General features: G+C 72.5%; 21 protein-coding genes. 12 read left to right on the forward strand and 9 right to left on the reverse strand.

Going from position 1 to position 21568, the window contains the following annotated elements; genetic code table 11:
* Positions 1–18: 18 nt before the first annotated feature.
* The 3 genes from BJ981_RS31755 to BJ981_RS31765 all read right to left on the reverse strand — a co-directional run bounded on the left by BJ981_RS31755 (position 19) and on the right by BJ981_RS31765 (position 4268).
* Entirely contained in the window at positions 19–969 is a 951-nt protein-coding gene (locus tag BJ981_RS31755) for an ABC transporter permease (RefSeq protein ID WP_184617064.1), read from the reverse strand.
* A complete protein-coding gene (locus BJ981_RS31760; protein WP_184617065.1) occupies positions 966–2654 on the reverse strand; it encodes an ABC transporter substrate-binding protein in 1689 nt (562 codons plus the stop codon). Before BJ981_RS31760 ends, BJ981_RS31755 begins: the two co-directional genes overlap by 4 nt.
* A 417-nt stretch (positions 2655–3071) precedes the next feature.
* A complete protein-coding gene (locus BJ981_RS31765; RefSeq protein ID WP_239139241.1) occupies positions 3072–4268 on the reverse strand; it encodes a MalY/PatB family protein in 1197 nt (398 codons plus the stop codon).
* A gap of 159 nt (positions 4269–4427) precedes the next feature.
* Between BJ981_RS31765 and BJ981_RS31770 the strand changes: the two genes are divergently transcribed.
* The 8 genes from BJ981_RS31770 to BJ981_RS31805 all read left to right on the forward strand — a co-directional run bounded on the left by BJ981_RS31770 (position 4428) and on the right by BJ981_RS31805 (position 11991).
* Positions 4428–4865, forward strand: a complete 438-nt coding sequence (locus tag BJ981_RS31770; RefSeq protein WP_184617066.1) for a DUF5335 family protein — start codon at positions 4428–4430, stop codon at positions 4863–4865.
* Between the two features lie 162 nt (positions 4866–5027).
* Positions 5028–5570, forward strand: a complete 543-nt coding sequence (locus BJ981_RS31775) for an HIT family protein (RefSeq protein ID WP_184617067.1) — start codon at positions 5028–5030, stop codon at positions 5568–5570.
* A gap of 11 nt (positions 5571–5581) precedes the next feature.
* Positions 5582–6796, forward strand: coding sequence for a sensor histidine kinase (locus BJ981_RS31780; RefSeq protein WP_184617068.1), 1215 nt, complete (start codon positions 5582–5584; stop codon positions 6794–6796).
* A gap of 119 nt (positions 6797–6915) precedes the next feature.
* Positions 6916–7695, forward strand: a complete 780-nt coding sequence (locus BJ981_RS31785) for a LytR/AlgR family response regulator transcription factor (protein ID WP_184617069.1) — start codon at positions 6916–6918, stop codon at positions 7693–7695.
* Positions 7692–8141, forward strand: coding sequence for a hypothetical protein (locus BJ981_RS31790; RefSeq protein ID WP_204070268.1), 450 nt, complete (start codon positions 7692–7694; stop codon positions 8139–8141). Before BJ981_RS31785 ends, BJ981_RS31790 begins: the two co-directional genes overlap by 4 nt.
* 16 nt (positions 8142–8157) lie before the next feature.
* A complete protein-coding gene (locus tag BJ981_RS31795; RefSeq protein ID WP_184617070.1) occupies positions 8158–9888 on the forward strand; it encodes a sodium/solute symporter in 1731 nt (576 codons plus the stop codon).
* Positions 9889–10054: 166 nt separating this feature from the next.
* A complete protein-coding gene (locus BJ981_RS31800; protein ID WP_239139240.1) occupies positions 10055–10384 on the forward strand; it encodes a DUF485 domain-containing protein in 330 nt (109 codons plus the stop codon).
* Positions 10381–11991, forward strand: a complete 1611-nt coding sequence (locus BJ981_RS31805) for a monocarboxylic acid transporter (RefSeq protein ID WP_184617071.1) — start codon at positions 10381–10383, stop codon at positions 11989–11991. The genes BJ981_RS31800 and BJ981_RS31805 overlap by 4 nt, the downstream gene beginning before the upstream one ends.
* Positions 11992–12106: 115 nt before the next feature.
* Here the strand turns inward: BJ981_RS31805 and BJ981_RS31810 are convergent, their stop codons facing one another.
* From BJ981_RS31810 to BJ981_RS31830, 5 genes are all read right to left on the reverse strand, one after another.
* Positions 12107–13318, reverse strand: coding sequence for a sulfite oxidase (locus BJ981_RS31810; protein ID WP_184617072.1), 1212 nt, complete (start codon positions 13316–13318; stop codon positions 12107–12109).
* A 111-nt stretch (positions 13319–13429) separates the two neighbouring features.
* Positions 13430–15115 carry a DNA polymerase/3'-5' exonuclease PolX gene (gene polX, locus BJ981_RS31815; RefSeq protein ID WP_184617073.1) on the reverse strand — a complete coding sequence of 562 codons (1686 nt, stop codon included), beginning with the start codon at positions 15113–15115 and terminating at the stop codon, positions 13430–13432.
* A 173-nt stretch (positions 15116–15288) separates the two neighbouring features.
* Positions 15289–15789, reverse strand: a complete 501-nt coding sequence (locus tag BJ981_RS31820; protein ID WP_204070267.1) for a GNAT family N-acetyltransferase — start codon at positions 15787–15789, stop codon at positions 15289–15291.
* 149 nt (positions 15790–15938) lie between these two features.
* Positions 15939–16694 carry a PilN family protein gene (locus tag BJ981_RS31825; RefSeq protein WP_184617074.1) on the reverse strand — a complete coding sequence of 252 codons (756 nt, stop codon included), beginning with the start codon at positions 16692–16694 and terminating at the stop codon, positions 15939–15941.
* Positions 16695–16820: 126 nt separating this feature from the next.
* Entirely contained in the window at positions 16821–17471 is a 651-nt protein-coding gene (locus BJ981_RS31830; RefSeq protein ID WP_184617075.1) for a winged helix-turn-helix transcriptional regulator, read from the reverse strand.
* 178 nt (positions 17472–17649) lie between these two features.
* Here BJ981_RS31830 and BJ981_RS31835 point away from each other — a divergent pair, with 178 nt between their 5' ends.
* The 3 genes from BJ981_RS31835 (at position 17650) to BJ981_RS31845 (ending at position 19870) form a co-directional block, all read left to right on the forward strand.
* On the forward strand, positions 17650–18126 hold the full coding sequence (locus BJ981_RS31835; protein WP_184617076.1) for a VOC family protein: 477 nt from the start codon (positions 17650–17652) through the stop codon (positions 18124–18126).
* Between the two features lie 163 nt (positions 18127–18289).
* Positions 18290–18667 carry a hypothetical protein gene (locus tag BJ981_RS31840; RefSeq protein WP_184617077.1) on the forward strand — a complete coding sequence of 126 codons (378 nt, stop codon included), beginning with the start codon at positions 18290–18292 and terminating at the stop codon, positions 18665–18667.
* Between the two features lie 36 nt (positions 18668–18703).
* Complete coding sequence (locus BJ981_RS31845) at positions 18704–19870, forward strand: serine hydrolase domain-containing protein (RefSeq protein ID WP_184617078.1); 1167 nt, start codon at positions 18704–18706, stop codon at positions 19868–19870.
* A 25-nt stretch (positions 19871–19895) separates the two neighbouring features.
* Here the strand turns inward: BJ981_RS31845 and BJ981_RS31850 are convergent, their stop codons facing one another.
* On the reverse strand, positions 19896–20570 hold the full coding sequence (locus BJ981_RS31850) for a response regulator (protein WP_184617079.1): 675 nt from the start codon (positions 20568–20570) through the stop codon (positions 19896–19898).
* A 287-nt stretch (positions 20571–20857) separates the two neighbouring features.
* On the opposite strand from BJ981_RS31850, the gene BJ981_RS31855 reads away from it, so the two are divergent.
* Positions 20858–21565, forward strand: a complete 708-nt coding sequence (locus tag BJ981_RS31855) for a hypothetical protein (protein ID WP_184617080.1) — start codon at positions 20858–20860, stop codon at positions 21563–21565.
* Positions 21566–21568 lie beyond the last annotated feature (3 nt).

Here is a 21568-nt window from a genome sequence, read left to right on the forward strand (position 1 = left end):
CGCGGGCCTGGCCGGCGGTCATGCCCGGCCGCCCTTCGGGTCGATCGCGTCCCGCAGCGAGTCGCCGAGCAGCGTGAAGGCGAGCACGGTCAGGAACAGGCAGGCGCCGGGGACGATGAAGTACATCGGGTCGACCTCGTACCACATCATCGACTCCTGGATCATCTGCCCCCAGGAGGCCGTCGGCGGGCGCACCCCGACGCCGAGGAACGACAGCGCCGCCTCGGTGCCGATGTTGGCGGGGATCGCCAGCGTCGCGTAGACCAGGATCGGCGCGGTGATGTTCGGCAGCATCTCGCGGAACAGGATCGAGGCGCCCATCGCGCCGCCCACGCGGGCGGCGTCCACGTACTCGCGGTGCCTGACGGCCATGGCCTGGCCGCGGACGATCCGGCCCACGTACGGCCAGCCGAACCCGCCCATGACGGCGACCAGCAGCAGCACCCGGTCGCCCTCCGGCATGACCGAGATCAGGGCGATCATGAAGATCAGGGCGGGGAAGGACATGAGCAGGTCCATGAGCCTGCTGACGGCCGCGTCCGCCCAGCCGCCGAGGTATCCGGCGAGCAGGCCGAGCACCGTGCCGATCAGCACCGAGACGACCGTGGCGAGCACGGAGATGAGCAGCGAGATCCGCGCGCCGTACACGATCCGGCTGAAGACGTCGCGCCCGCTCACCGGCTCCACGCCGAGCCAGTGCTCGGCGCCGACGCCGCCGAGGGCGCCCTTGGGCACCCCGGCGAGCCTCTGGTCGACGGCGGAGGCGTCGAACTCGTAGGGCGACCAGCCGTTCAGCGCGGTGAGCAGCGGCGCCGTGACCGCGACCAGCACGAACACCGCGATGATCACCAAGCCGGTCATGGCCGTGCGGTCACGGCGCACCCGGTCCCAGACCAGCCGCGAGGGGGAGCGCCCGGCGGCGGCGTGGCCCGGTGGCCGTGCCGCCGCCGGGGCGGTGACCGAGGTCATCCCTGCTTCACCCCGAGCGCGGAGAAGTCGAGCTGCCCCGACCAGACGGGGTGGCCGAACGCCCCGGTCACGCCGGTGCCGACGAGCAGCGGCTTCTTGTCCCACAGGGTCGGCACGGCGGGGGAGGACCGCATGATCCGCCGGTCCAGCTCCGCCCACGCCGTGGCGGCGGCGCCGGTGTCGGTCATGGCCTGGATCTCGTCGATCCTCGCCTCGACCGCCTTGTCCTTGAACTGCCAGACGTTGCCGGAGTTGCCCTTCTCGACGATCGTGCGGCCGTCGAAGAGCATCGGCAGGAACGTCGCGCCCGAGGGGTAGTCGGGGCACCAGCCGTAGGTGAACATCTCGGGGCTCTTGGCGGTGTCGCCGATCGTGTCGTAGTAGACCGACGGGTCGACGGGGTTGAGCGTGACGTTGATCCCGGCCCGCTTGAGCGAGGACTGCACGGCCTCGCCGAGCGACTTCTCTCCCGTGGAGACGGTCATGGCGACGTCCAGCGTCCTGCCGCCGAGCAGGGCCTTGGCCTTCTCCACGTCGCCGGTGGGCGGCAGGCCGTAGACGTCCTGCGCCCGGCCGCCGGACAGGGCGGGCGGCAGGTAGGAGGTGGCGATCTCCGCCATGTCGGGCCCGCCCTGCGCGGTCTGCAGGGCCTGCTTGTCCAGCGCGAAATGGACCGCCTGCCGCATGCGCGGGTCGTCGAATGGCGCCTTGGCCGTGTTGAAGCCGATCATGTCGGTGCAGCCGGAGATCTCGCCGACCATGCGCGCCTTCACCTCCGGCCGGGGCAGCACCTTGGCGAGGCTGGCGGCGGTCACGTCCGAGTAGGTGACGGCCGTGGCGTCCTCGCCCCTGCTGTCGATGAGCCGGTCGTCGATCACGCTCTGCCGCAGGCCCTGCTTCATCACGATCTTGTCCGGGTAGGCCTTGCGCACCGGGTCGGTGGCCGGGTCCCAGTTGGCGTTGCGGACCAGCACCAGCTCCTTGCCCCGGTCGTAGCTCTGGATCTTGTAAGGGCCGGAGGAGAACGGCCGGTTGTCGTACTGCTCGCCCGCCTCCTTGGTCTTGGGCACGGGGGCGAACGTGGGGAGGGTGACGGTGTAGGAGAACTCGGCGACCGGCCGCTTCAGCCGGAAGACGATCGTCTTCTCGTCGGGGGTCTCGATGGACTTCAGCCGCTCGCCCTTGAGCGGGCCCTTGTAACCCTCGGCGTCCGCCAGGTAGAGCTGCGCGTAGTTGGGGCCGCCGGGCAGCTCGGGCGCGAAGGACCGCTCGACGTTGTACTTGACGTCGTCGGCGACGATCGGCGTGCCGTCCTCGTACTTCAGCCCGCTCTTGAGGGTGAAGGTCCACACCTTGCCGCCCTGGCTCGGCGTGCCGAGGTCGGTGGCGAGGTCGGGGACGATCCGCGTCCCGCCCGCGCCGGGCTCCGCCTTGAAGGTCGTGAGGGTGCGGTAGAGCAGGCGGATGCCGAAGTCCATGTGCGGCATCGTCCAGTTGCGGGCGGGGTCGAGGTGGGAGAAGTCCTGGTTGGACAGGATCGTCAGCGTTCCGCCCTTGCCGGCCGCGCCGGTCGCCGCCGTGCCACCGGAGGACGCCGGGGCGCCGCCCCCGCCGCACGCGCTCACCGCGATCGCCAAGGCGGCGGCGGACAGCAGGCCGCCGGCGGCCGTGAATTTTCCAGACATCATTCTCTCCCGCTTTTTGGGGCCGTGATGCCATGCAACTTAATTGTGTGCAATATTACCCACAAGAGGGTTTTCGCACGTGTTTCCATTCCGAGACTTGATGACGGTTAAAGGGCATGGCGGCGCCCGGAAAAGGGGAAAAGAATGGCCGGTGTGAATGCCGGTGAATCCATGGCGCGGCGCTTCGCCGGTCAGGGGTGATCGCCGTCCCGGCTTGTCAGGGATGTGCCGGGACGGCGTCGGACGGCGCTCGAACCACCCCAAGGCTCGGCGCGCCCCCCGGGCGTCGCGTCACCGGGCGGCCGGCGGGCTCGGCCGGCGGATCACCGGATCGGCGAGGCTGAATCACCATTCTGGAGGCGCGGCCCGCCGGTGGCGATAAAAGAAGTCATAAGTTTGGTTTATGCCCGGCGGAGGTCAGTGCGAGGCGGCGGCGCGGGGCCCGCCGGTCAGCGAGGCGGCCATCCGCTCGACCGCCTCGGTCACCCGGTCGCCGGAGGTGGCGAAGTTGAAGCGGGCGAACCCCCGCCCGGGCGCGCCGAACCTCGGCCCCGGGTACAGCGCGGTCCCGCCCCGCCGCAGGAACCACTCCGCGGGGTCGTCGCCGAGCCCGAGCGCGCGCAGGTCCAGCCACGCCAGGTAGGTCGCCTGCGGCGGCTGGTAGCCCACCTCCGGCAGCCGCCCGGCCAGCAGGCGGCCGAGCAGCGCCCGGTTGGCGTCCAGCCCGGCCAGCAGCTCTTCCAGCCAGGGCTCGCCGGAGGTGAACGCCACCTCGGAGGCGATCACGCCGAGCAGCCCCGCGCCCTCGCTGACCTCGGGATGGATGCGGGCGACGTCCGCGCGGGCCTCCTCGCCGGGGACGGCCAGCGCCGCCTTCAGCCCGGCGAGGTTCCACGCCTTGGACGCCGAGGCCAGCGTGATCGACCGGGCCGCGGCCGGGGCGTCCAGCCCGGCGAACGGCACGTGGCGGGCGCCGGGGAAGACCAGCGGCGCGTGGATCTCGTCCGTGACCACCCGCACGCCGTACCGGCCGGCCAGGGCGGCGACCGCCAGCAGGTCCTCCTCGCCGAAGACCACGCCCGTGGGGTTGTGCGGGTTGCAGAGCAGGAACGCCGCGGCCCCCGCGGCGAAGTCGCGCTCCAGCGCCGCGAGGTCGAGGCGGTGGCCGCCCGGGGTGAGCAGCAGAGGGTTCTCGACCAGCTCGCGCCCGATGCGAGGGATCCAGTAGAAGTAGGGCGGATAGGCGGGGGTGTTGACCACGACGCGGTCGCCCGGCTCGGTGACCAGGCTCAGCACCTCGACGATGCCCGCCATCACGTCCGGGACCAGGCGGATGGCCGCCGGGTCGGTCCGCCAGCCGAACCGCCGCGCGGCGAAGGCGGCGAAGGCGTCCGGCAGCCCTCCGGCGACGGCGTACCCGGTGTCGCCCCGGCCGACGGCCTCGACCAGCGCCGCCGCGATCGGCTCGGCCAGCGGCGTGTCCATCTCCGCCACCCACACCGGGAGCACGTCCTGCGGGTACTCGCGCCATTTGGAGCTGTGCCGGGCCCGCAGCTCGCCGAGGTCGAAGGCGTCCAGCGGGCCGCCGGTGCGGCCGTGCGTCGTGCCGGTCAAGCTACCCCCTCCAGTGGCCGGAACCTCCGGCGCCACCGCTTTACCTCGTCAATCACGTCATAGCACATCATTTCCGGCGTAACCGATTTCATCCAACCGAATCCGTCCGGAGCGGGCCAGGCCGGCCCTACCCGATCGGGTGATGTGGAAGATCACCGGGTGCGCCAGCATGGTCTGGACGGGTACGTGGCCCAGTGCCGTGGCCGGGGAGGGGGCCTGGAGATGACCGAGCAGCGGCCGGAGCTCGCGCGGGACCGATGGCACGACTTCTTCGACGAGATGACCCGCGACTACGAGGGCGCCGAGGTGACCATCGAGGAGTTGCGCGCCGACTTCGGCGACCTCCTGCAGGTGGAGAGGATCCCGCTGGCCTACCTGGAGTACGACCCCAAGGGCGACCAGTTCTCGGTCGGCGTCGGCGGGCGCGACGCGCGCTACCCGGTGATCCTGCGCCACGCGGTCGACCACCCGCGGGCGATCCTCGCCGACATCGTCGGCGAGGGAGGACGGTGGGCGTTCGACATCGTCGGCGCCGACGGCGGGGAGACGATCGTCACCGTCTACTTCGAGGACGTCCCGGAGGCCGCCACCGCCTGACCGCACCGCCGCGCGGACGTGGCACCATGGGCGCGGCGGGGGCCGCGCACGGCCGCCGCGGCGGCGAAAGGCGAGCAGAACGGACGGCCCCATGCGCTTCCCACCCGACCGGCACCGGCGGGCCCTCCGGCCCGTCCCGCACCGCGCCGTGCGGGCGGACCGGTGACGGCCCCGGCCGGGACCGAGCCCGGCTGCCCGTTCTGCGAGATCGCCGCCGGGCTGCTGCCCGCCCACGTCGTGTACGCCGACGACGTCGTGGCCGCGTTCCTCGACGCCCGCCCGGTGTTCAAGGGGCACGTCCTGGTCGTGCCGAAGACCCACGTCGAGACCCTCACCGACCTGCCCGTGGCGGCGGTCGGCCCGTTCTTCGCCCGGGTGCGGGCGCTGGCCGGGGCCGTCGAGGCGGGGCTCGGGGCGGCGGGCACGTTCGTGGCGATGAACAACCGGGTCAGCCAGAGCGTCCCTCACCTGCACGCCCACGTCGTCCCCCGCAACCGCAAGGACGGCCTGCGCGGCTTCTTCTGGCCGCGCGTCAAGTACGCCGACGACGCCGAGGCCGCCGCCTTCGCCGCCAAGATAGGCGCGGCGCTCGACCTTCCGGCGGACGTCCCGGCGGACGTCCCGGCGGACGTCCCGGCGGACGTCCCGGTGGACGTCTCGGTGGACGTCTCGGTGAACAGGGTGGCCGGCGAGGACGTGGAGTAGGCTGCGGCCGCGTGGAACCGCTGCTGGCCGTCCCCGTCCTGCTGGTCCTGCTGGGCGTTCCCTCGGTGGTGCTCTGGCGCCTGCTGCGCGGCCGCCGCGACCTCGGCACCGGCCCCGCCGAGCGCGCCACGTTCGAGACGCTGCACACCGCCTCCCTGGCGGCGCCGCCGCTGCGCGCCGGGCTCACCGCGGCCGGCGCGCTCAAGGCGTCCCGCTACCTACGCGAACTGCTCGGCTCGCCCGCCCTGGCGGTCACCAGCGGCGAGGAACTGCTCGTGTACGACGGCGCGGGGGACCACCACGCGCGCCAGGCGTTCGCCCACGCCGCCGAGACCCTGCGCGACGGCCGCATCCAGGTGCTCGGCCCCGAGGCCGTCGCCTGCGACGCGCCCGAATGCCCGATCCGTTACGCCGTGGTGGTGCCGCTGACCACCGACGAGCGCGTGGTCGGCTCGCTCGCCGCCTACGGCGACCACGCCTCCGCCGGTCTGGTGCGCGCCACCCAGGAGGTCGCCACCTGGGTGGACTCCCAGCTCGAACTCGCCGAGCTGGACCGCTCGCGCACGCTGCTCATGGAGGCCGAGGTCCGGGCGCTGCGCGCGCAGATCTCCCCGCACTTCATCTACAACTCGCTGACCACGATCGCCTCGTTCGTCCGCACCGACCCCGAGCGCGCCCGCGAGCTGCTGCTGGACTTCGCCGACTTCACCCGCTACTCCTTCCGCCGCCACGGCGAGTTCACGACGCTGGCCGAGGAACTGCGCTCCATCGACCGCTACCTCACGCTGGAGCGCGCCCGCTTCGGCGACCACCTGCTGGTCACGCTGCGCATCGCGCCGGAGGTCCTGCCGGTGGCCGTCCCGTTCCTGTGCCTGCAGCCGCTGGTCGAGAACGCCGTGCGGCACGGCCTGGAGGGCAAGCCCGGCGTCGGCCACATCACGATCATCGCCGAGGACGCCGGCGCCGAGTGCATGATCAGCGTGGAGGACGACGGCATCGGCATGGACCCCGAGCGGCTGCGGCGCATCCTGGCCGGCGCCCCCGACGAGCGCTCCGGCACCAGCGGCGTCGGGCTGGCCAACGTGGACGAGCGGCTACGCCAGGTCTACGGCGACGAGTACGGTCTGGTCGTGGAGACCGCGCTCGGCGCGGGCGCCAAGGTCAGCGTGCGGCTCCCCAAGTACCGCCAAGGCGTGTCCGCGCAGGCCGCGGGCGGGTGGTACTGACCACCGTCTCCGTATAGTTATCGAATAGGCGCAGGTCCGCGCGCCGATCGGTTGACTTCCGCTGCCTGATTCATCACGCTCAAGAACATTCCTCAGTTTGAACGGCGAATGGAAGTGACGTGACCGCGCTGCGCGTTCTGGCGGTGGACGACGAGCAGCCGGCGCTTGAGGACCTGGCGTATCTGCTGCGTGCCGATCCGCGAATCGGCGACGTGGCGACCGCGCGGGACGGCGCCTCGGCGCTGAAGATCCTCGACCGCGCCATGGCCGACGGCCGGCCGATCGAGGCCGTGTTCCTGGACATCCGTATGCGCGGGCTGGACGGCGTCGTGCTCGGCCGGCTGCTCACCCAGTTCGCCCGCCCGCCCCGCGTCGTCTTCGTCACGGCCTACGAGGACCACGCCGTGGACGCCTTCGAGATCAAGGCGGAGGACTACCTGCTCAAACCCGTGCGCCCCGAACGCCTCGCCGAGGCGATACGCCGGGTCTGCGCGGCCGTCCCCGACGCCGCGCCCGGCCTCCCGCAGGACGACCCCGCCCGGGCCGTCCCCGACGCCGACACGATCCCCGTCGAGCTGGCCGGCGTCACCCGGTTCGTCGCCAGCTCCGACGTCCGCTTCGTCGAGGCCCAGGGCGACTACGCCCGGCTGCACACCCCGACCGGCAGCCACCTGGTGCGCATCCCGCTCGCCGCCCTGGAGGAACGCTGGGCGGGCGCCGGATTCGTCCGCGTGCACCGCAGCCACCTGGTCGCCGTCAAGCACATCGACGAACTGCACATCGACTCGGGCCGCTGCACGGTCCGCATCGGCGAGACCGAGATCCCGGTCAGCCGCAGGCACACGCGCGAGCTGCGCGACCTGCTCGTGCGGCGCGCCAGGAAGGGCCGGCCCGAATGACCCCCTCCAGCGGCCGCGGGCGCGGCGGGCGGACGAGGAGCGAGACGCCGCGGGCCCAGGCACGCGAGCCCGCCCCCCCGCCGCCGCCGCGCCGCGAGGTCGTGACCAGCCCCCGCACCCGGGCCGCCCGCAGGCCCCGCTACCCGGTCACGATGGAGATCGACCAGCAGACCAGCCTCGGCGAGGTCTACATGCGCTCGCTGATCCGCACCCAGTTCCGCCTCGCGCTGTTCGTCTGCACCGTGCTCGGCTGCCTGGTCGGCGGCATCCCGATGCTGTTCATGCTGGTCCCCGCGCTGCGCGAGACCCCCGTGTTCGGGCTCCCGCTGCCCTGGGTGGTGCTGGCCGGGCTCGTCTACCCCGCGTTCGTGGCCGGCGCCTGGCTGTACGTGCGCGGCGCCGAACGCAACGAGCGCCACTTCGCCGAACTCGTCGAGCGCCGGTGAGGCCGGCGGCCGCGCGGTGACCGCCGGGCTCGGCCTCACCGCGGTGCTGGTCGTGGTGGTCGCCGCGATCCTCATCGGCGCCTTCGGGCTACGGCTCTCGCGCACGACCTCCGACTTCTACGTCGCCTCGCGCACGGTCTCGCCGCTGTGGAACGCCTCGGCGATCGGCGGCGAGTACCTGTCGGCCGCGTCCTTCCTCGGCATCGCCGGGCTGATCCTCGCCTACGGGGCCGACATGCTGTGGCTGCCGGTCGGCTGGACCGGCGGCTACCTGGTGCTGCTCGTGCTGGTCTCGGCCCCGCTGCGCCGCTCCGGCGCCTACACGCTGCCCGACTTCGCCGAGGCCCGGCTGGAGTCGATGGCCGTGCGCAGGACGGCCAGCGTGCTGGTCGTCCTCATCGGCTGGCTCTACCTGATGCCCCAGTTCCAGAGCGCGGGCCTGGTGTTCCGCGAGATCACCGGCGCGCCGCCGTGGGTGGGCGGCCTGCTGGTCGGCGTCGTCGTCGGCGTCAACGTGCTGTCGGGCGGCATGCGGTCCATCACCTTCGTCCAGGCGTTCCAGTACTGGCTCAAGCTGACCGCGCTGGCCCTGCCCGTGGCGTTCCTGCTGTTCGCCTGGCACCACGACGGGCGCCCGGCCCCGCACGGCGAGGTCCCGCCGTACTTCACCGCCCCGGTGACGGTGGCCGTCGGCACGGACGTCACCGTGCGCGTCCAGTGGCCGGTGACGGTCACCGCCACCGGGCGCGTGGACGGCCGCCCCGCGCGCGGCGAGCCGCTCACCCTGTCCGCCGGCCCGCACACCATCGCCCACGACACGACGATCATCTTCCCCGCCGGCGCGCCGGTCCCGCACGTGGAGAGCCTGCCCGTGCTCACCGACCACGAGTGGGCGCTGCCGCTGCACGGCCGCGAACACCCCGTCTACGCGACGTACTCGCTGATCCTGGCCACCTTCCTCGGCACCATGGGCCTGCCGCACGTGCTCGTCCGCTTCTACACCAACCCCGACGGGCGCGCCGCGCGCAGGACCACCCTGGTCGTGCTGACCCTGCTCGGCGCGTTCTACCTGCTGCCGGCCCTCTACGGCTTCCTCGGCCGCGTCTACACCCCCGAGTTGCTGATGACCGGCCGCACCGACGCCGTGGTGCTCACCCTGCCGGGACGGCTGGTCGGCGGCACGGCGGGGGACCTGCTCAGCGCGCTGGTCACCGCGGGCGCGTTCGCCGCGTTCCTGTCCACCTCCTCCGGCCTCGCGGTGTCGGTCGCCGGCGTCATCGGGCAGGACATCCTGCGCGGGGGAGTGCCGTCGTTCCGCGCCGCCACCATCATGGCGATCAGCGTGCCGCTCGTGCTCGCCGCCGTCGCGCGCTCGCTGGCCGTCGCCGACGTCGTGGGGCTCGCCTTCGCCGTGGCCGCCTCCTCGTTCTGCCCGCTGCTGGTGCTCGGCATCTGGTGGCGCAGGCTGACCACCACCGGCGCCATGGCCGGACTGCTCGTCGGCGGCGGGCTGGCCGGCGGCGCCGGCTTCGCGGTCATCGTGGGCGGCCCGGCCGGGGGATGGGCCGGGGCGCTGCTCGCCCAGCCGGCCGCCTGGACGGTGCCGATCGCGTTCCTGGTGATGATCGTGGTCTCGCTGCTCACACCGGGCCGCGTCCCGCGCGGGATCGCCCGCACGATGGTGCGGCTCCACACCCCCGAGACCCTGGACGTCAACCGGGGAGACTGGCGTCCCCGCTCCACCTGACGTGCGCGCGCGACCGCTCGTCGCATGGAACGCGCCTTTCGTCGCAGGCCATCCCCTGTGAGCGATGGGTCGGGGCGGCTTGGCGACAATGCCGGCCGGCCCCCTCCGCAAGCGCGCGCGGTCCTCCTACGGTGAGCGTGATCCAAGTCACCATGTGGGAGGTCACGTGACCACAAGACAAGACGAATCATCGGGATTCGAACAGTTGCAGGCCAGCGCCGAGTTCCAGGAGCTGCGCCGGCGCTACCGCTCCTGGGCCTTCCCGGTGACCGTCGCCTTCCTCGCGTGGTACCTGCTGTACGTAGTGCTGTCGGGCTGGGCGCGCGGCTTCATGGGCACCAAGGTCATCGGCGACATCAACGTGGCGCTCATCTTCGGGGTGCTGCAGTTCGTCTCGACGTTCCTGATCGCCTGGCTGTATTCGCGGCACGCCGGCCGGAAGCTCGACCCGCTGGCCGACAAGCTGCGCGGTGAGATCGAGGGGGGCGCGCGATGAGCAATCACGCCCTCTCCATCACCCTGTTCCTCATCTTCGTCGCCGCGACCCTCGGCATCACGTTCTGGGCCAGCCGCCAGAACAAGAGCGCCAGCGACTTCTACGCCGGCGGCCGGTCCTTCAGCGGCTTCCAGAACGGCATGGCCATCGGCGGCGACTACATGTCGGCGGCCTCGTTCCTCGGCATCGCGGGCATCATCGCCCTGTCCGGCTACGACGGATTCCTGTACTCGATCGGCTTCCTGGTGGCCTGGCTGGTGGCGCTGCTGCTGGTGGCCGAGCTGATGCGCAACTCCGGCAAGTACACGATGGCCGACGTGCTGGCCTTCCGCATGCGTCCCCGCCCGGTCCGCACCGCCGCCGGCGTCTCCACCATCGTCGTCAGCATCTTCTACCTGCTGGCCCAGATGGTCGGCGCGGGCGCGCTGGTCGGCCTGCTGTTCGGCATCACCTCCGACGCGGGCAAGGCCCTCACGATCGTGGTCGTCGGCCTCCTGATGATCGTCTACGTGGTCGTCGGCGGCATGAAGGGCACCACCTGGGTCCAGATCGTCAAGGCCGTGCTGCTGATGGTCGGCGCCGCGCTGGTGACCCTGCTCGTGCTCGGCCACTTCGGCTTCAACCTGTCCAACCTGCTCGGCACGGCCGCCCAGCAGAGCGGCAAGGGCGACGCCTTCCTCAACCCCGGCCTGAAGTACGGCGTCGAGGCCAAGGGGCTGGCGAGCAAGCTGGACCTGATCAGCCTCGGACTGGCGCTCGTCCTCGGCACGGCCGGCCTGCCGCACATCCTCATCCGCTTCTACACCGTGCCCACCGCCAAGGACGCCCGCAAGTCCGTCCTGTGGGGCATCGGCATCATCGGCGTGTTCTACCTGCTCACCCTCGTCCTCGGCTTCGGCGCGGCGGCGCTGGTCGGCAGCGGCGCCATCGCCAAGCAGAACAAGGCGGGCAACACCGCGGCGCCACAGCTCGCCCAGAAGATCGGCGAGCTGATCTTCGGCGACGTCGGGGGGACGATCCTGCTCGCCGTCATCGCCGCGGTCGCCTTCGCCACGATCCTCGCCGTGGTGGCGGGGCTGACGCTCGCGTCCTCCTCCAGCTTCGCCCACGACCTGTACGCGCACGTCTTCAAGCGCGGCACCGCGACCGAGCGTCAGGAGATCGCGGTGGCGCGGGTGTCGGCCCTGGTGATCGGCGCCGTCTCCATCGCGCTCGGCATCCTCGCCCAAAGCCTGAACGTGGCGTTCCTGGTCGCGCTGGCCTTCGCCGTCGCCGCCTCGGGCAACCTGCCGGCCATCCTCTACAGCCTGTTCTGGAAGCGGTTCAACACGGCCGGGGCGGTCTCGGCGATCTACGGCGGCCTCGCCTCCGCCGTGATCCTGGTGATCTTCTCCCCGGTGGTGTCGGGCTCGCCGACGGCGATGTTCCCCGACGCCGACTTCCACTGGTTCCCCCTGGAGAACCCGGGCCTGGTCTCGATCCCGCTCGGCTTCCTCGCCGGGTACCTGGGCACGGTCCTGAGCAAGCGGCAGGACACGGCCAAGTACGCCGAGATGGAGGTGCGGTCCCTCACCGGCGCGGGAGCCGAGAAGGCCGCCGGCCACTGACGTCTCCCTCGCCACGCGGCGGCGGCGGGCCCTGCGGGCCGCCGCCGGTCCGCGGCGGCCCGGTCGCGGCCCCCGCCCCGCCCCTCGGCGGGCGCCGCGACCGGGCCCCTTCGCCTCAGACCACCGTCACCGGGTGCCGCACCACGCCGCCGAACTGGTACCCCAGCGTGTTGAACGCCGCCGCGTCCGGCTGGCGCGCCCCGGTCTCGTCGGTGGCGCGGGCCATCAGCACGTAGGCCCCCGGGCCGGGCGGCGTCCAGGCGAACTCCCACCGGGTCCAGACGCCGGGCCGCCGGGGCACGCGGGCGCGGGCGCGCGCCCAGGTGCCGCCGCCGTCCGCGCTGACCTCGACCTCGACGACGCGGCCCCGCCCCGACCACGACCGGCCGTGCAGCACCTGCCGCCCCGCCGGCAGCGTCGCCTCCCACGGCAGCTCGAAGGCGCTCCTGACCCCCTGCACGGTGAGCGGGTCGCCGCCCTCGGCGTGGCCGGGGCCGAACAGGCGGTAGAACCGGGTGTTCCACGGCGAGGTGAGGGGAGTCGTGGACACCTCGATGTCGCCGAGCCACTTGATCGAGGCGATGCCGCTCCAGCCGGGCACCACCAGCCGGGCGGGGAAGCCGTGGTCGGGCGGCAGCGTCCTGCCGTTCATCTCGAAGGCGATCAGCACGTCGTCCATCGCCTTGGCCACCGGCAGCGGGCGCCGCACCCGCCCGTGGTCCACGCCGTCCTCGACGTAGGGGGCGTCGAGGCCGCGCGGCATGACGTCCACCGCGTCCTCGGTCACCCCGGCCAGCTCCAGGACGGTGCGCAGCGGGACGCCGTGCCAGCGGGCGACGCCGACGCCGCCGAGCCGCCACGGCACGCCCGGCGCGGGCGTGCCCTGCTGCGACGCGAACAACGACCGCCCGTTCCCGGCGCACTCGATGGCGACGTCCGCGGTCGCCGAGCCCAGGGACAGCAGGTCGCCGTAGGTCAGGGCCAGCGGTTCGCGCAGGCCGGAGCCGTGCAGGCGCAGCCGCCAGCGTTCGGCGTCGATCAGCGGGGTCCCGGTGTGGTTCCTGACGAAGAAGCGGTCGTTGGGGGTGTGGAGGCCCTGCCCGCGCATGGACTCCCACCGCGTCTCGGCCGTGGAGCCGTGTACGACGAACAGGTCCGGGGGTAGGGGTTTGACGATGGGGGTCAGCGGCTGCCGGCCGGTGGGCACGGCGTACTTGTCCTGGCGGAGGGGCTCGCCCTCCCGTGGGGCGGGAGTGTCGTGGCGGGAGCCGGGGCTCGCGGCTGGATCAGTGGCGGGTTCGGTCCTGGTCGGGTCGTCGAGGTCCATGGGGCCACCCCAGGCTTTAATCAGATATTACCTACCAGATTTACAGGCTATACCCGCCAGTCTACCCTTCGGGCCCGCCGGCCGCCCCCGGTCCCCGGACCGCCGGCGGCGTCAGGCGCGGCCGAGGAAGGCCAGCAGACGGTCCAGCGGCCAGGTGTTCACGACGTCCTCGCCGGTCAGCCAGGCGCGCTGGGCCAGGCCCACCCCGTAGCGCAGGTTGCCCAGGTGCGGCACGGCGTGCGAGTCGCTGTCGATGGAGAACTTCACGCCGTGGTGGCGCGCGAGCCGGATCAGGGGGGACGGCAGGTCCGCCCGGTCGGGGTAGGCGTCGATCTCCATCACCGTGCCCGTGCGCCCGGCGGCGGCGAAGACGGCCTCCCAGTCGGCGTCCACCGGCGGGCGCTTGCCGATCTTGCGCGTGGTCGGATGGCCGATGATCTGCACGCCCGGGTTCTCGCAGGCGGCGATCAGACGGCGGGTCATCTCGTCCCGCGACTGGGTGAAGTGGGAGTGCACCGACGCCACGCGCACGTCGAACCCCTCCAGGACCTCCAGCGGCCAGTCGACCGAGCCGTCCGGGCCGATGTTGAGCTCGGTGCCGTGCAGCAGCCGCATGCCGGGGTAGGCGGCCTGGAGCTCGCGCAGCCGCCCCCGCTGCTCCAGCGCCTTGTCCAGCGTCATGCGCTGCATGACCAGGTCCGGCGCGTGGTCGGTCACCGCGTAGTAGGCGTACCCGCGCGCGGCGGCGGCATCCAGCATCTGCTCCAGCGGCGCGATGCCGTCGGTCAGGTCGGTGTGGGTGTGGAGATCGCCCTTGATGTCCGCGAGCGTCACCAGCTCGGGCAGCGTCCCGCGCAGCGCCGCCTCGACCTCGCCGCCGTCCTCCCGCAGCGGCGGCGGCACCCACGGCATGCCCAGCGCGGCGTAGATCTCCTCCTCGGTCTCGGAGGCGATGACCTTCTCGCCCTCGAACAGGCCGTACTCGGAGAGCTTCCACCCGCGCTTCACGCACATCTCGCGCAGCCGCACGTTGTGCTCCTTGGAGCCGGTGAAGTATTGCATCGCCGCGCCCCAGGAGGCGGCGGGCACCACCCGCAGGTCCACCTGGAGGCCCACGGTGGTGCGCACCGAGGTCTTGTGCTCGCCGCTCGCGATGACCTCCGCGACGTACGGCTGCTCCTTGAACGTCTCCATCAGGCTCACCGGCCCGACGGCGAGGATGTCGATGTCGCCGATCGTGTCCTTCATGCGGCGCAGCGACCCGGCGTAGGCGATCTTCTCGGCCGGGAGGGAGGCGATGACCCGCTCGGCCAGGTCCATGGCGACGCCCAGATGCACCCGCTCGCCCGAGGTGCGCAACTGCTCGATGCCCTTGAGCAGGTTCTCCTCGGTCTTGGCCCCGAACCCCCTGACGCCGGTCAGCCGGCCCTGGTGGATCGCCTCGGCCAGGGCGTCGGGGGAGTCGATGCCGAGCTCGTGGAACAGGAACACCGCCTTCTTGGGGCCGAGCGAGGCGATGCGCGTCATCGCGCGCACCCCCTCGGGAACCTGGGCCCGCAGATCGTCGAGCTGGCGGAACGAGCCCCGCAGCAGGAACTCCTCGACCTTCTTCGCGATGGCCTCGCCGACCCCCGGCACCCGGCGGACGTCGCCGCCGGAGATGTCCTCGGGGAAGCCCGCTATCGCCTTGGCCGCCTTCTGGTAGCTGCGCACCCGGAAGGCGTCGCCGCCCGTCATCGCGAAGAGATCGGCGTACTCTTCGAGCGCCGCCGCCGCCTCGTCGTTCGCCCGTCCCATGAGGGCCAGCTTACGGAAGGCCCCCGACAATCCCGGGCCGAGGTGAGCCCGGGGATCGGAGGCCGACGGGCCGGGGCGGGTACGGCTCGGCGGGGCGGGCCGGCTCCTCGCCGGTCAGGACCGGCGCCTCAGGAGCAAGCGGCTTCGAGTAGGTGTGGCCATTGTTGTTAATATCAACACTCGGAGGTCAGTCGCTTCTCCAGCAGCACACCGGTCCAGCGGGGGCTGAACGTCCGTAGTCCGACCTCCAGGAACCCGAGGTCCGCGTAGTAACGGCGCAGTCGTGTGTTGTGCTCCACGCAGTCCAGGCGCACCAGATCGGTCCCGGCCCCCCGGGCCCGGTCCTCCACCCAGGCCAGCATGGCCGCGCCGACACCGCCCCCGGCGTGCCCACGGTCGATCATGAGGCCGTGCACGTACGCGGCGAGCGTGTCGCGTCCCTCCCAGACCCCCGGGTCCGACCACAGCAGGCGGAAGGCTCCGCACGGCACTTCCCCCGACCTGGCCATGTACCACTCGGACCTGTCGATCTGCTCCGCGATCCGCTCGGGCGCCACGTGGCCCTGCGGCCACTGCCGGATCCCCTGCGCGGCCAGCCAGTCCTCGGCATCCCTGCGCATGCGCGCGAGGGCCGGCACGTCCTGCGGCGTGGCCGGAAATATCACCATCTCCATGGCGAAAAACCGTAGCGTGTCCGTTAGGTGCCGCCGGTTGCAACACTGTGCATGCGGCGGCGAGCGCGCCGCCCAGTACATTCGACTGTTGATACTCACAACAGGTCGGCTGGTTGGGGGGGCTCTCCGCGGCGAGTTCCGTCCGCTGGTCAGGGGGCCATGCCGTCGGCGATCGTCCAGGTGGCCGCGAACGCGGGGCAGCCGGACGCGCCGGAGGTCTCCAGGTGGAACTCGGCCGAATACTCGCTGATCCGCCAGCGCCGGTCGCCCGCGTCGAACGCGGCGGCCAGGGGCTCCATCGTGAACCGCCACGTCATCTCGTCGCTGACGTCCTCGCCCGCGCACGTGAACTGCACCCCCGCGGGGGTGCCCGTCGCGGACCACGACCACGCGGGCTGGTCGGTGCCTTGGGAGAGGGGTGCGGGGCCGGTCAGCCACGTCTGCGTCAGGCACCGCGGGGCGCCGTCGCACGGCTCGACCTTCGCCGAGATGGTCGTGAAGTCCGAGCACGTCCAGTTGTCGAAGTCCGACACGCAGCTCGTCTGGCGCAGGGGGACGCTCAGCCCGCCCTCCGGGACGTCCGCCTCCAGCAGGTCCTTGCCGGACAGCCTGAGCCCGTCCCTGAAGATCTGCGTCACGTCCTTCAGCGACGTGCCGGCCTCCTTCTCCAGCGCGGCGATGTCCTTCCTCGCGGCGTCGCGCTCGCGACGGAGCTGGTCGGTCTCCTTGCCGACCGTGCTCACCTGGCTCTGCAGGGTCTGTAACCGGTCGGCCTGCGTGCGCGCCTCGTCCCGCAGCGCGGTGATCTTCATGCCCGCGAGCACGCCGCCGACGGCCGCGAGGATGAAGGTGAGCAGGAAGAGAACGGCGAAGAGGCGGACGCGCCCCGGCCCGGCTCGTGGCACGTGATCGGCCCCCTAGCGTCACCGACGGATGGTCCATGTGAGGGAAACGACGGGCAGCGCAATCATCACACGCCGGACCCCGTCAGGTCCCCTGTCCGGCACCGGTCCGTGCGGAGGCCGTCCCGATCAGAGCGCCGGATCCGTCACCGAGCGCAGCAGCCCGCGAAGGGCCTCCAGGTCGCCGGTCGCGGTGACGCGGCCGGACGACAGGGCGGCGTCCAGGCCGGTCGGCGCCGCGAGCAGGGCGTTCAGCGTCGCCGGGTCGGTGCGCAGGGCGGCGTCGGCCGCGGCGGGCTCCCCGGGCCGCACGGTCACGCTCCCGGCGGACGATTCGACCGTCCACACGTGGTCGTCCAGCTGCACGCGGAACACGGCCGGGGGAGCGCCGGGGGAGGGGCGCGCGGCGCCGCGCAGGTAGAGCAGGACGGCGGTCGCGCTCAGCGTGACCGCCCCCGGCGGCATCGGCGCGCGCAGGCCCCAGCCGCCCAGGGCGAGCACGATCGGCTCCAGCTCCCGTCCCCACGCGGTGAGCTCGTACACCCGCGAGCCCGCCGGGGGCGCCAGCTCGCGGCGCGCGACCACGCCGCGGGCCTCCAGCTCGCGCAGCCGGTCGCTGACCATGTTGGAGCTCGCGCCCGGCAGCGCGCGGCGCAGGTCGATGAAGCGCCGCGGGCCGAGCAGCAGCTCCCGCACCACCAGCAGGGCCCAGCGTTCCCCGGCGACGTCCAGGGCCCGGGCGATCCCGCACGCGTCCTGGTAGCTGCGGCTCGTCGGCATGTCGTCCGCCTCCTTCGCTCGAATGGCAATTTACAACCACGAGGTTGTTAATAACAATCAACGTGGCTACGGTGGGCTCTCCAGGCGGCTCCGCCGGGAAGGGGCTCTCCAGGGGCTCCACCCGAGCGGGGTCGCGGTGCGCACGGACGGGCGCGGGGAGCGCCGGAAGGGGACCGCCATGGGACGGCCAGTCGTGCACTTCGAGATCATCGGACGCGATCCCGCGGCACTGCGCCGCTTCTACGCCGCGCTGTTCGGCTGGGACTTCGACACGTCGGGCCCGGTGTCCGCGCGGATCTCCGACGCGGGCGACTACGGCTTCGTCGCCCCTCGCGAGGACGGCCCCGGCTCCCCGCCCGCGACCGCCGCGCCGGACGGACCCCGGACGTGGGAGGGGATCTCCTTTCCGGGAGGAATACCGGGCGGCGTGGGCGGCGGCCCGGGTTTCGAGCCGCACGTCCTGTTCTACGTCGGCGTCCCCGACGTGGAGGCCACGCTCCGCAAGGCGGAGAGCCTCGGCGGCACCCGGCGCCTCGGCCCCGACCCGCTGCCGGGAGGAGCCCTCGTCGTCGGCCACCTCGCCGACCCCGAGAACAACCTGATCGGCCTGGCCGCCCTCCCGTCCGGCGACGGCGACGAAGGGACCCTTCACTGACGCACCCCCCGCGACCGAACGTCGTCGCTGTCGTTGACGAAGTTAGGCGTGCCCGCTAATGTCGTCTACGTAAGAGACGATGTTCTGTGCATCTCGGGGCGCGCCCGGGCGTGGTAGTAATGACATCCGCGGAGGAGGCAGGGAAGACAAGAGGGTGCGCGCCATGACCGAGTCCTACCTCGGCGTTCTCGGTATCGCCCAGGTGCTCGGAGTGAGCCGGCACGCGGTGCACAAGTGGCGGGCCCGGTATCCGGCCGGTTCCGGCCACCCGTTCCCCGAACCCGACGTCGACGTCGACGGAACGCCGGGCTGGCGGCGCGACCGCCTGGAGGAGATCGTGCGCTGGCGTGCCAGCCTCCCCGGTCGCGGCGCGGGCGGAGGGCGTCCCACCGTCGCGCGTCAGGAATACCTCAAAGCGGCGACGGCGCGCGGCCTCGATCGCGACGAGGCGCTGCGGGCGCTCGCCGTGTTCGGCGAGGAGTTCCCCGAGATGACCGAACCGGAGATCTGCGCCTGGCTCGTCGAGCGCTGGCGCAGGTAGCCGATCACTGCCCCGGCTCTCGAAAGGCGATGACGCATGTCCGAAATCCACGGGGACACCGCACCGGGATTCGAAGCGGTACGGGAGGCGTTCGCGGCCTCCCGGGCCGCCGGCCCGCAGGGAGGCGCCGCGGTCAGCGCCTACCTGCACGGCCGGAAGGTCGTCGACCTGTGGGGCGGGACCGCCGACCCCCGGGACGGCCGTCCCTGGGACCGGGACACCGTGCAGGTCGTCTACTCCACCACCAAGGCCGTCACCGCGGCCTGCGCCCATCTGCTCGCGCAGCGGGGAGAGCTGGACCTCGACGCGCCCGTCGCCGAGTACTGGCCGGAGTTCGCCGCGCACGGCAAGGACCGCGTCCGGGTCCGCTGGCTGCTCACCCACCAGGCCGGGCTTCCCGTGCTCGACCGGCCCCTCACCCCGGCGGACGCGATCGCCTGGGAGCCGGTCGTGGCCGCGCTGGCCGCCCAGCGTCCCGCCTGGGAGCCGGGCACCGCCCACGGCTACCACGCGCACACGTACGGCTGGCTGGTCGGGGAGGTCGTCCGCCGGGTCTCCGGCCGAAGCATCGGAAGGTTCCTCGCGGACGAGATCGCCGCCCCCCTCGGACTGGACCTGTGGATCGGGCTCCCCGAGAGCGAACGGCACCGGGTCAGCCGGATCATCGCCCCTCCGCTGGACGCGCCGGCCGTGACCGACCTCGACGCCCTGCCGGAATCCGTACGCGAGGTGATGGCGGCCTACGCGGACCCGACGTCGACGACCGTACGGTCGATGATGCTCTTCACCCCGCCGCTGGACCACAACGACCCCGCCGAGCAGTCCGCCGAGATGCCCTCGACGGGCGGCATCTGCACCGCCCGTTCCCTGGCCCGGTTCTACGCCGCCCTCATCGGCGAGGTCGACGGGCACCGCGTCCTCACCCCGGAGACCTTGGCCGCCGCGACCAAGGAACAGACCAGAGGCGTCGACCGCGTCCTGCGCGTCCCCGTCCGCATCGCCACCGGCTTCGGCCTGCCGACCCCCGACGCCTTCTGGTACGGCCCGGCCGCCTTCGGACACCCCGGCTACGGCGGATCCCTCGGCTTCGCCGACCCGGCCACCGGCCTCGCCTTCGGCTACGTCATGAACCACCTCCAGGACGGCACACGCGACCGCAGAGCCGCCGTCCTCGTCGACGCCGTCCGGTCCGCGGCGCGCTGACGTCCCACGCGCGGGCCCCAGGCGATCAGGAGCGGTGCGGGCTGATCAGCCCGGACTCGTAGGCGATGATCACAAGCTGGGCCCGGTCGCGGGCGTGGAGCTTCGCCAGCAACCGTCCGATGTAGGTCTTCACCGTGGCCGGTGAGAGCCGGAGCCGCTCGGCGAGCTCGCTGTTGGACAGACCGCGCGCTGTCAAGGTGAGGACCTCGCGTTCCCTGTCGGTCAGGTGCCGCAGCTCGCGGGCCGGCGTGGGGGGCCGCTCGGGAAGGCGGGCGAACTCGGCGATCAACCGGCGGGTGACGGCCGGCGCGAGAAGTCCCTCTCCCCGGGCGACGAGGCGGATCGCGTCGCACAGCTCGGCGGGCCGGGTGTCCTTCAGCAGGAACCCGCCCGCCCCCGCGCGCAGTGCGGCGTACACGTGGGAGTCCAGGTCGCACATGGTCAGGATCAGGACCCGCACTCCCTGTGTCCCCGGCGTTCCGCAGATCAGCCGGGTGGCCTCGATGCCGTCCATGGCCGGCATGCGCACGTCCATGAGCACGATGTCGGGCAGGTGCGCGCGGGCGAGTTCGACCGCCTCCCCGCCGGTGCCCGCCTCGGCGACGACGGTCATGTCGGGCTCGTTCTCGATCAGCGCCCGGAAGCTGCCCCGCAGCAGGGCCTGGTCGTCGGCGATGAGCACCTGGATGGGTCCGCTCACGGCGCCTCACCCCCGACGGGCTGATAGGGCAGGGTCGCGCTCACCCGGAATCCTCCCTCCGGCAGCGGTCCGACGGCGAACCGCCCCTCGTACAGCGCGACCCGCTCCCGCATGCCGATGATGCCGTGTCCCGGGGAGCTCGCGGCGGAACGGGAACCGCGGCCGTCGTCGGTCCCCAGGTATGACGCGGGCCCGCCGGCGCCGGGCGCCGGGCGACCCTGGGCGGACCGGAAAGTGTCCACGGGAGGCCGATCCGTCCATGGCGGGCGCGGTGGAATCGTCGGGCCATGCCAACCGACCACAGCTTCCCCGGCCGCTGGACCAGCGCGGCCTCCATGATCGGCGGTCCTCTGCTCATGCTCGCGGGGACGTTGATGCGGGCGCCGTTCCCGTTCTTCTTCCCCGAGCAGCTGGCGGCCGTCCAACGGGCTCCCGGCCTGGTGATCGGCGGCTACACCGCCTTCCTGGCCGGCAACGTGCTGATGTGGCCCGCCGTCGTCACGCTGGCCCGCAGGATCGGGCGGACCCATCGCCTGTGGGCCGCGTGGGGCGGGGTCTTCGTCGTCGTCGGGCTCTTCGAGCGCACCTTCCACGCCGGGATGAACCAGACCGCGTTCCGTCTGGTGCTGCGGCGCGGCCTGGACTCGGCGACGGCCTTCGTCCAGGACTCCTACGCGGACGCACACCTGTTCAGCTATCTCTCCTTCACCATCATGTTCGGCTGGTACATCCTGGCCGTCGGCGCCTACCGCAGCCGGGTGCTCGGCCTGACCGGCTCGATCGCGCTCGCCGCGATGGGCCTGGTGCCGCTGGGGGTGCTCAAGGGGACGGACGTGTTCACGATCGCCGGCGCCCTGGGGGCGTGCGTCGCGTTCCTGCCGCCGGGGGTCAGGCTCCTGCGTGAGGGGCCGGCGCCGAGCCGCCGCTCGATCCTGCTCAGCCTGCTCGCGGCCCTGCTGGTCGCCCTGCTCGCCTACGCGAGCACCCTCGGCTGAGCA

This window comes from Sphaerisporangium krabiense (assembly GCF_014200435.1).
Taxonomy (GTDB): domain Bacteria; phylum Actinomycetota; class Actinomycetes; order Streptosporangiales; family Streptosporangiaceae; genus Sphaerisporangium; species Sphaerisporangium krabiense.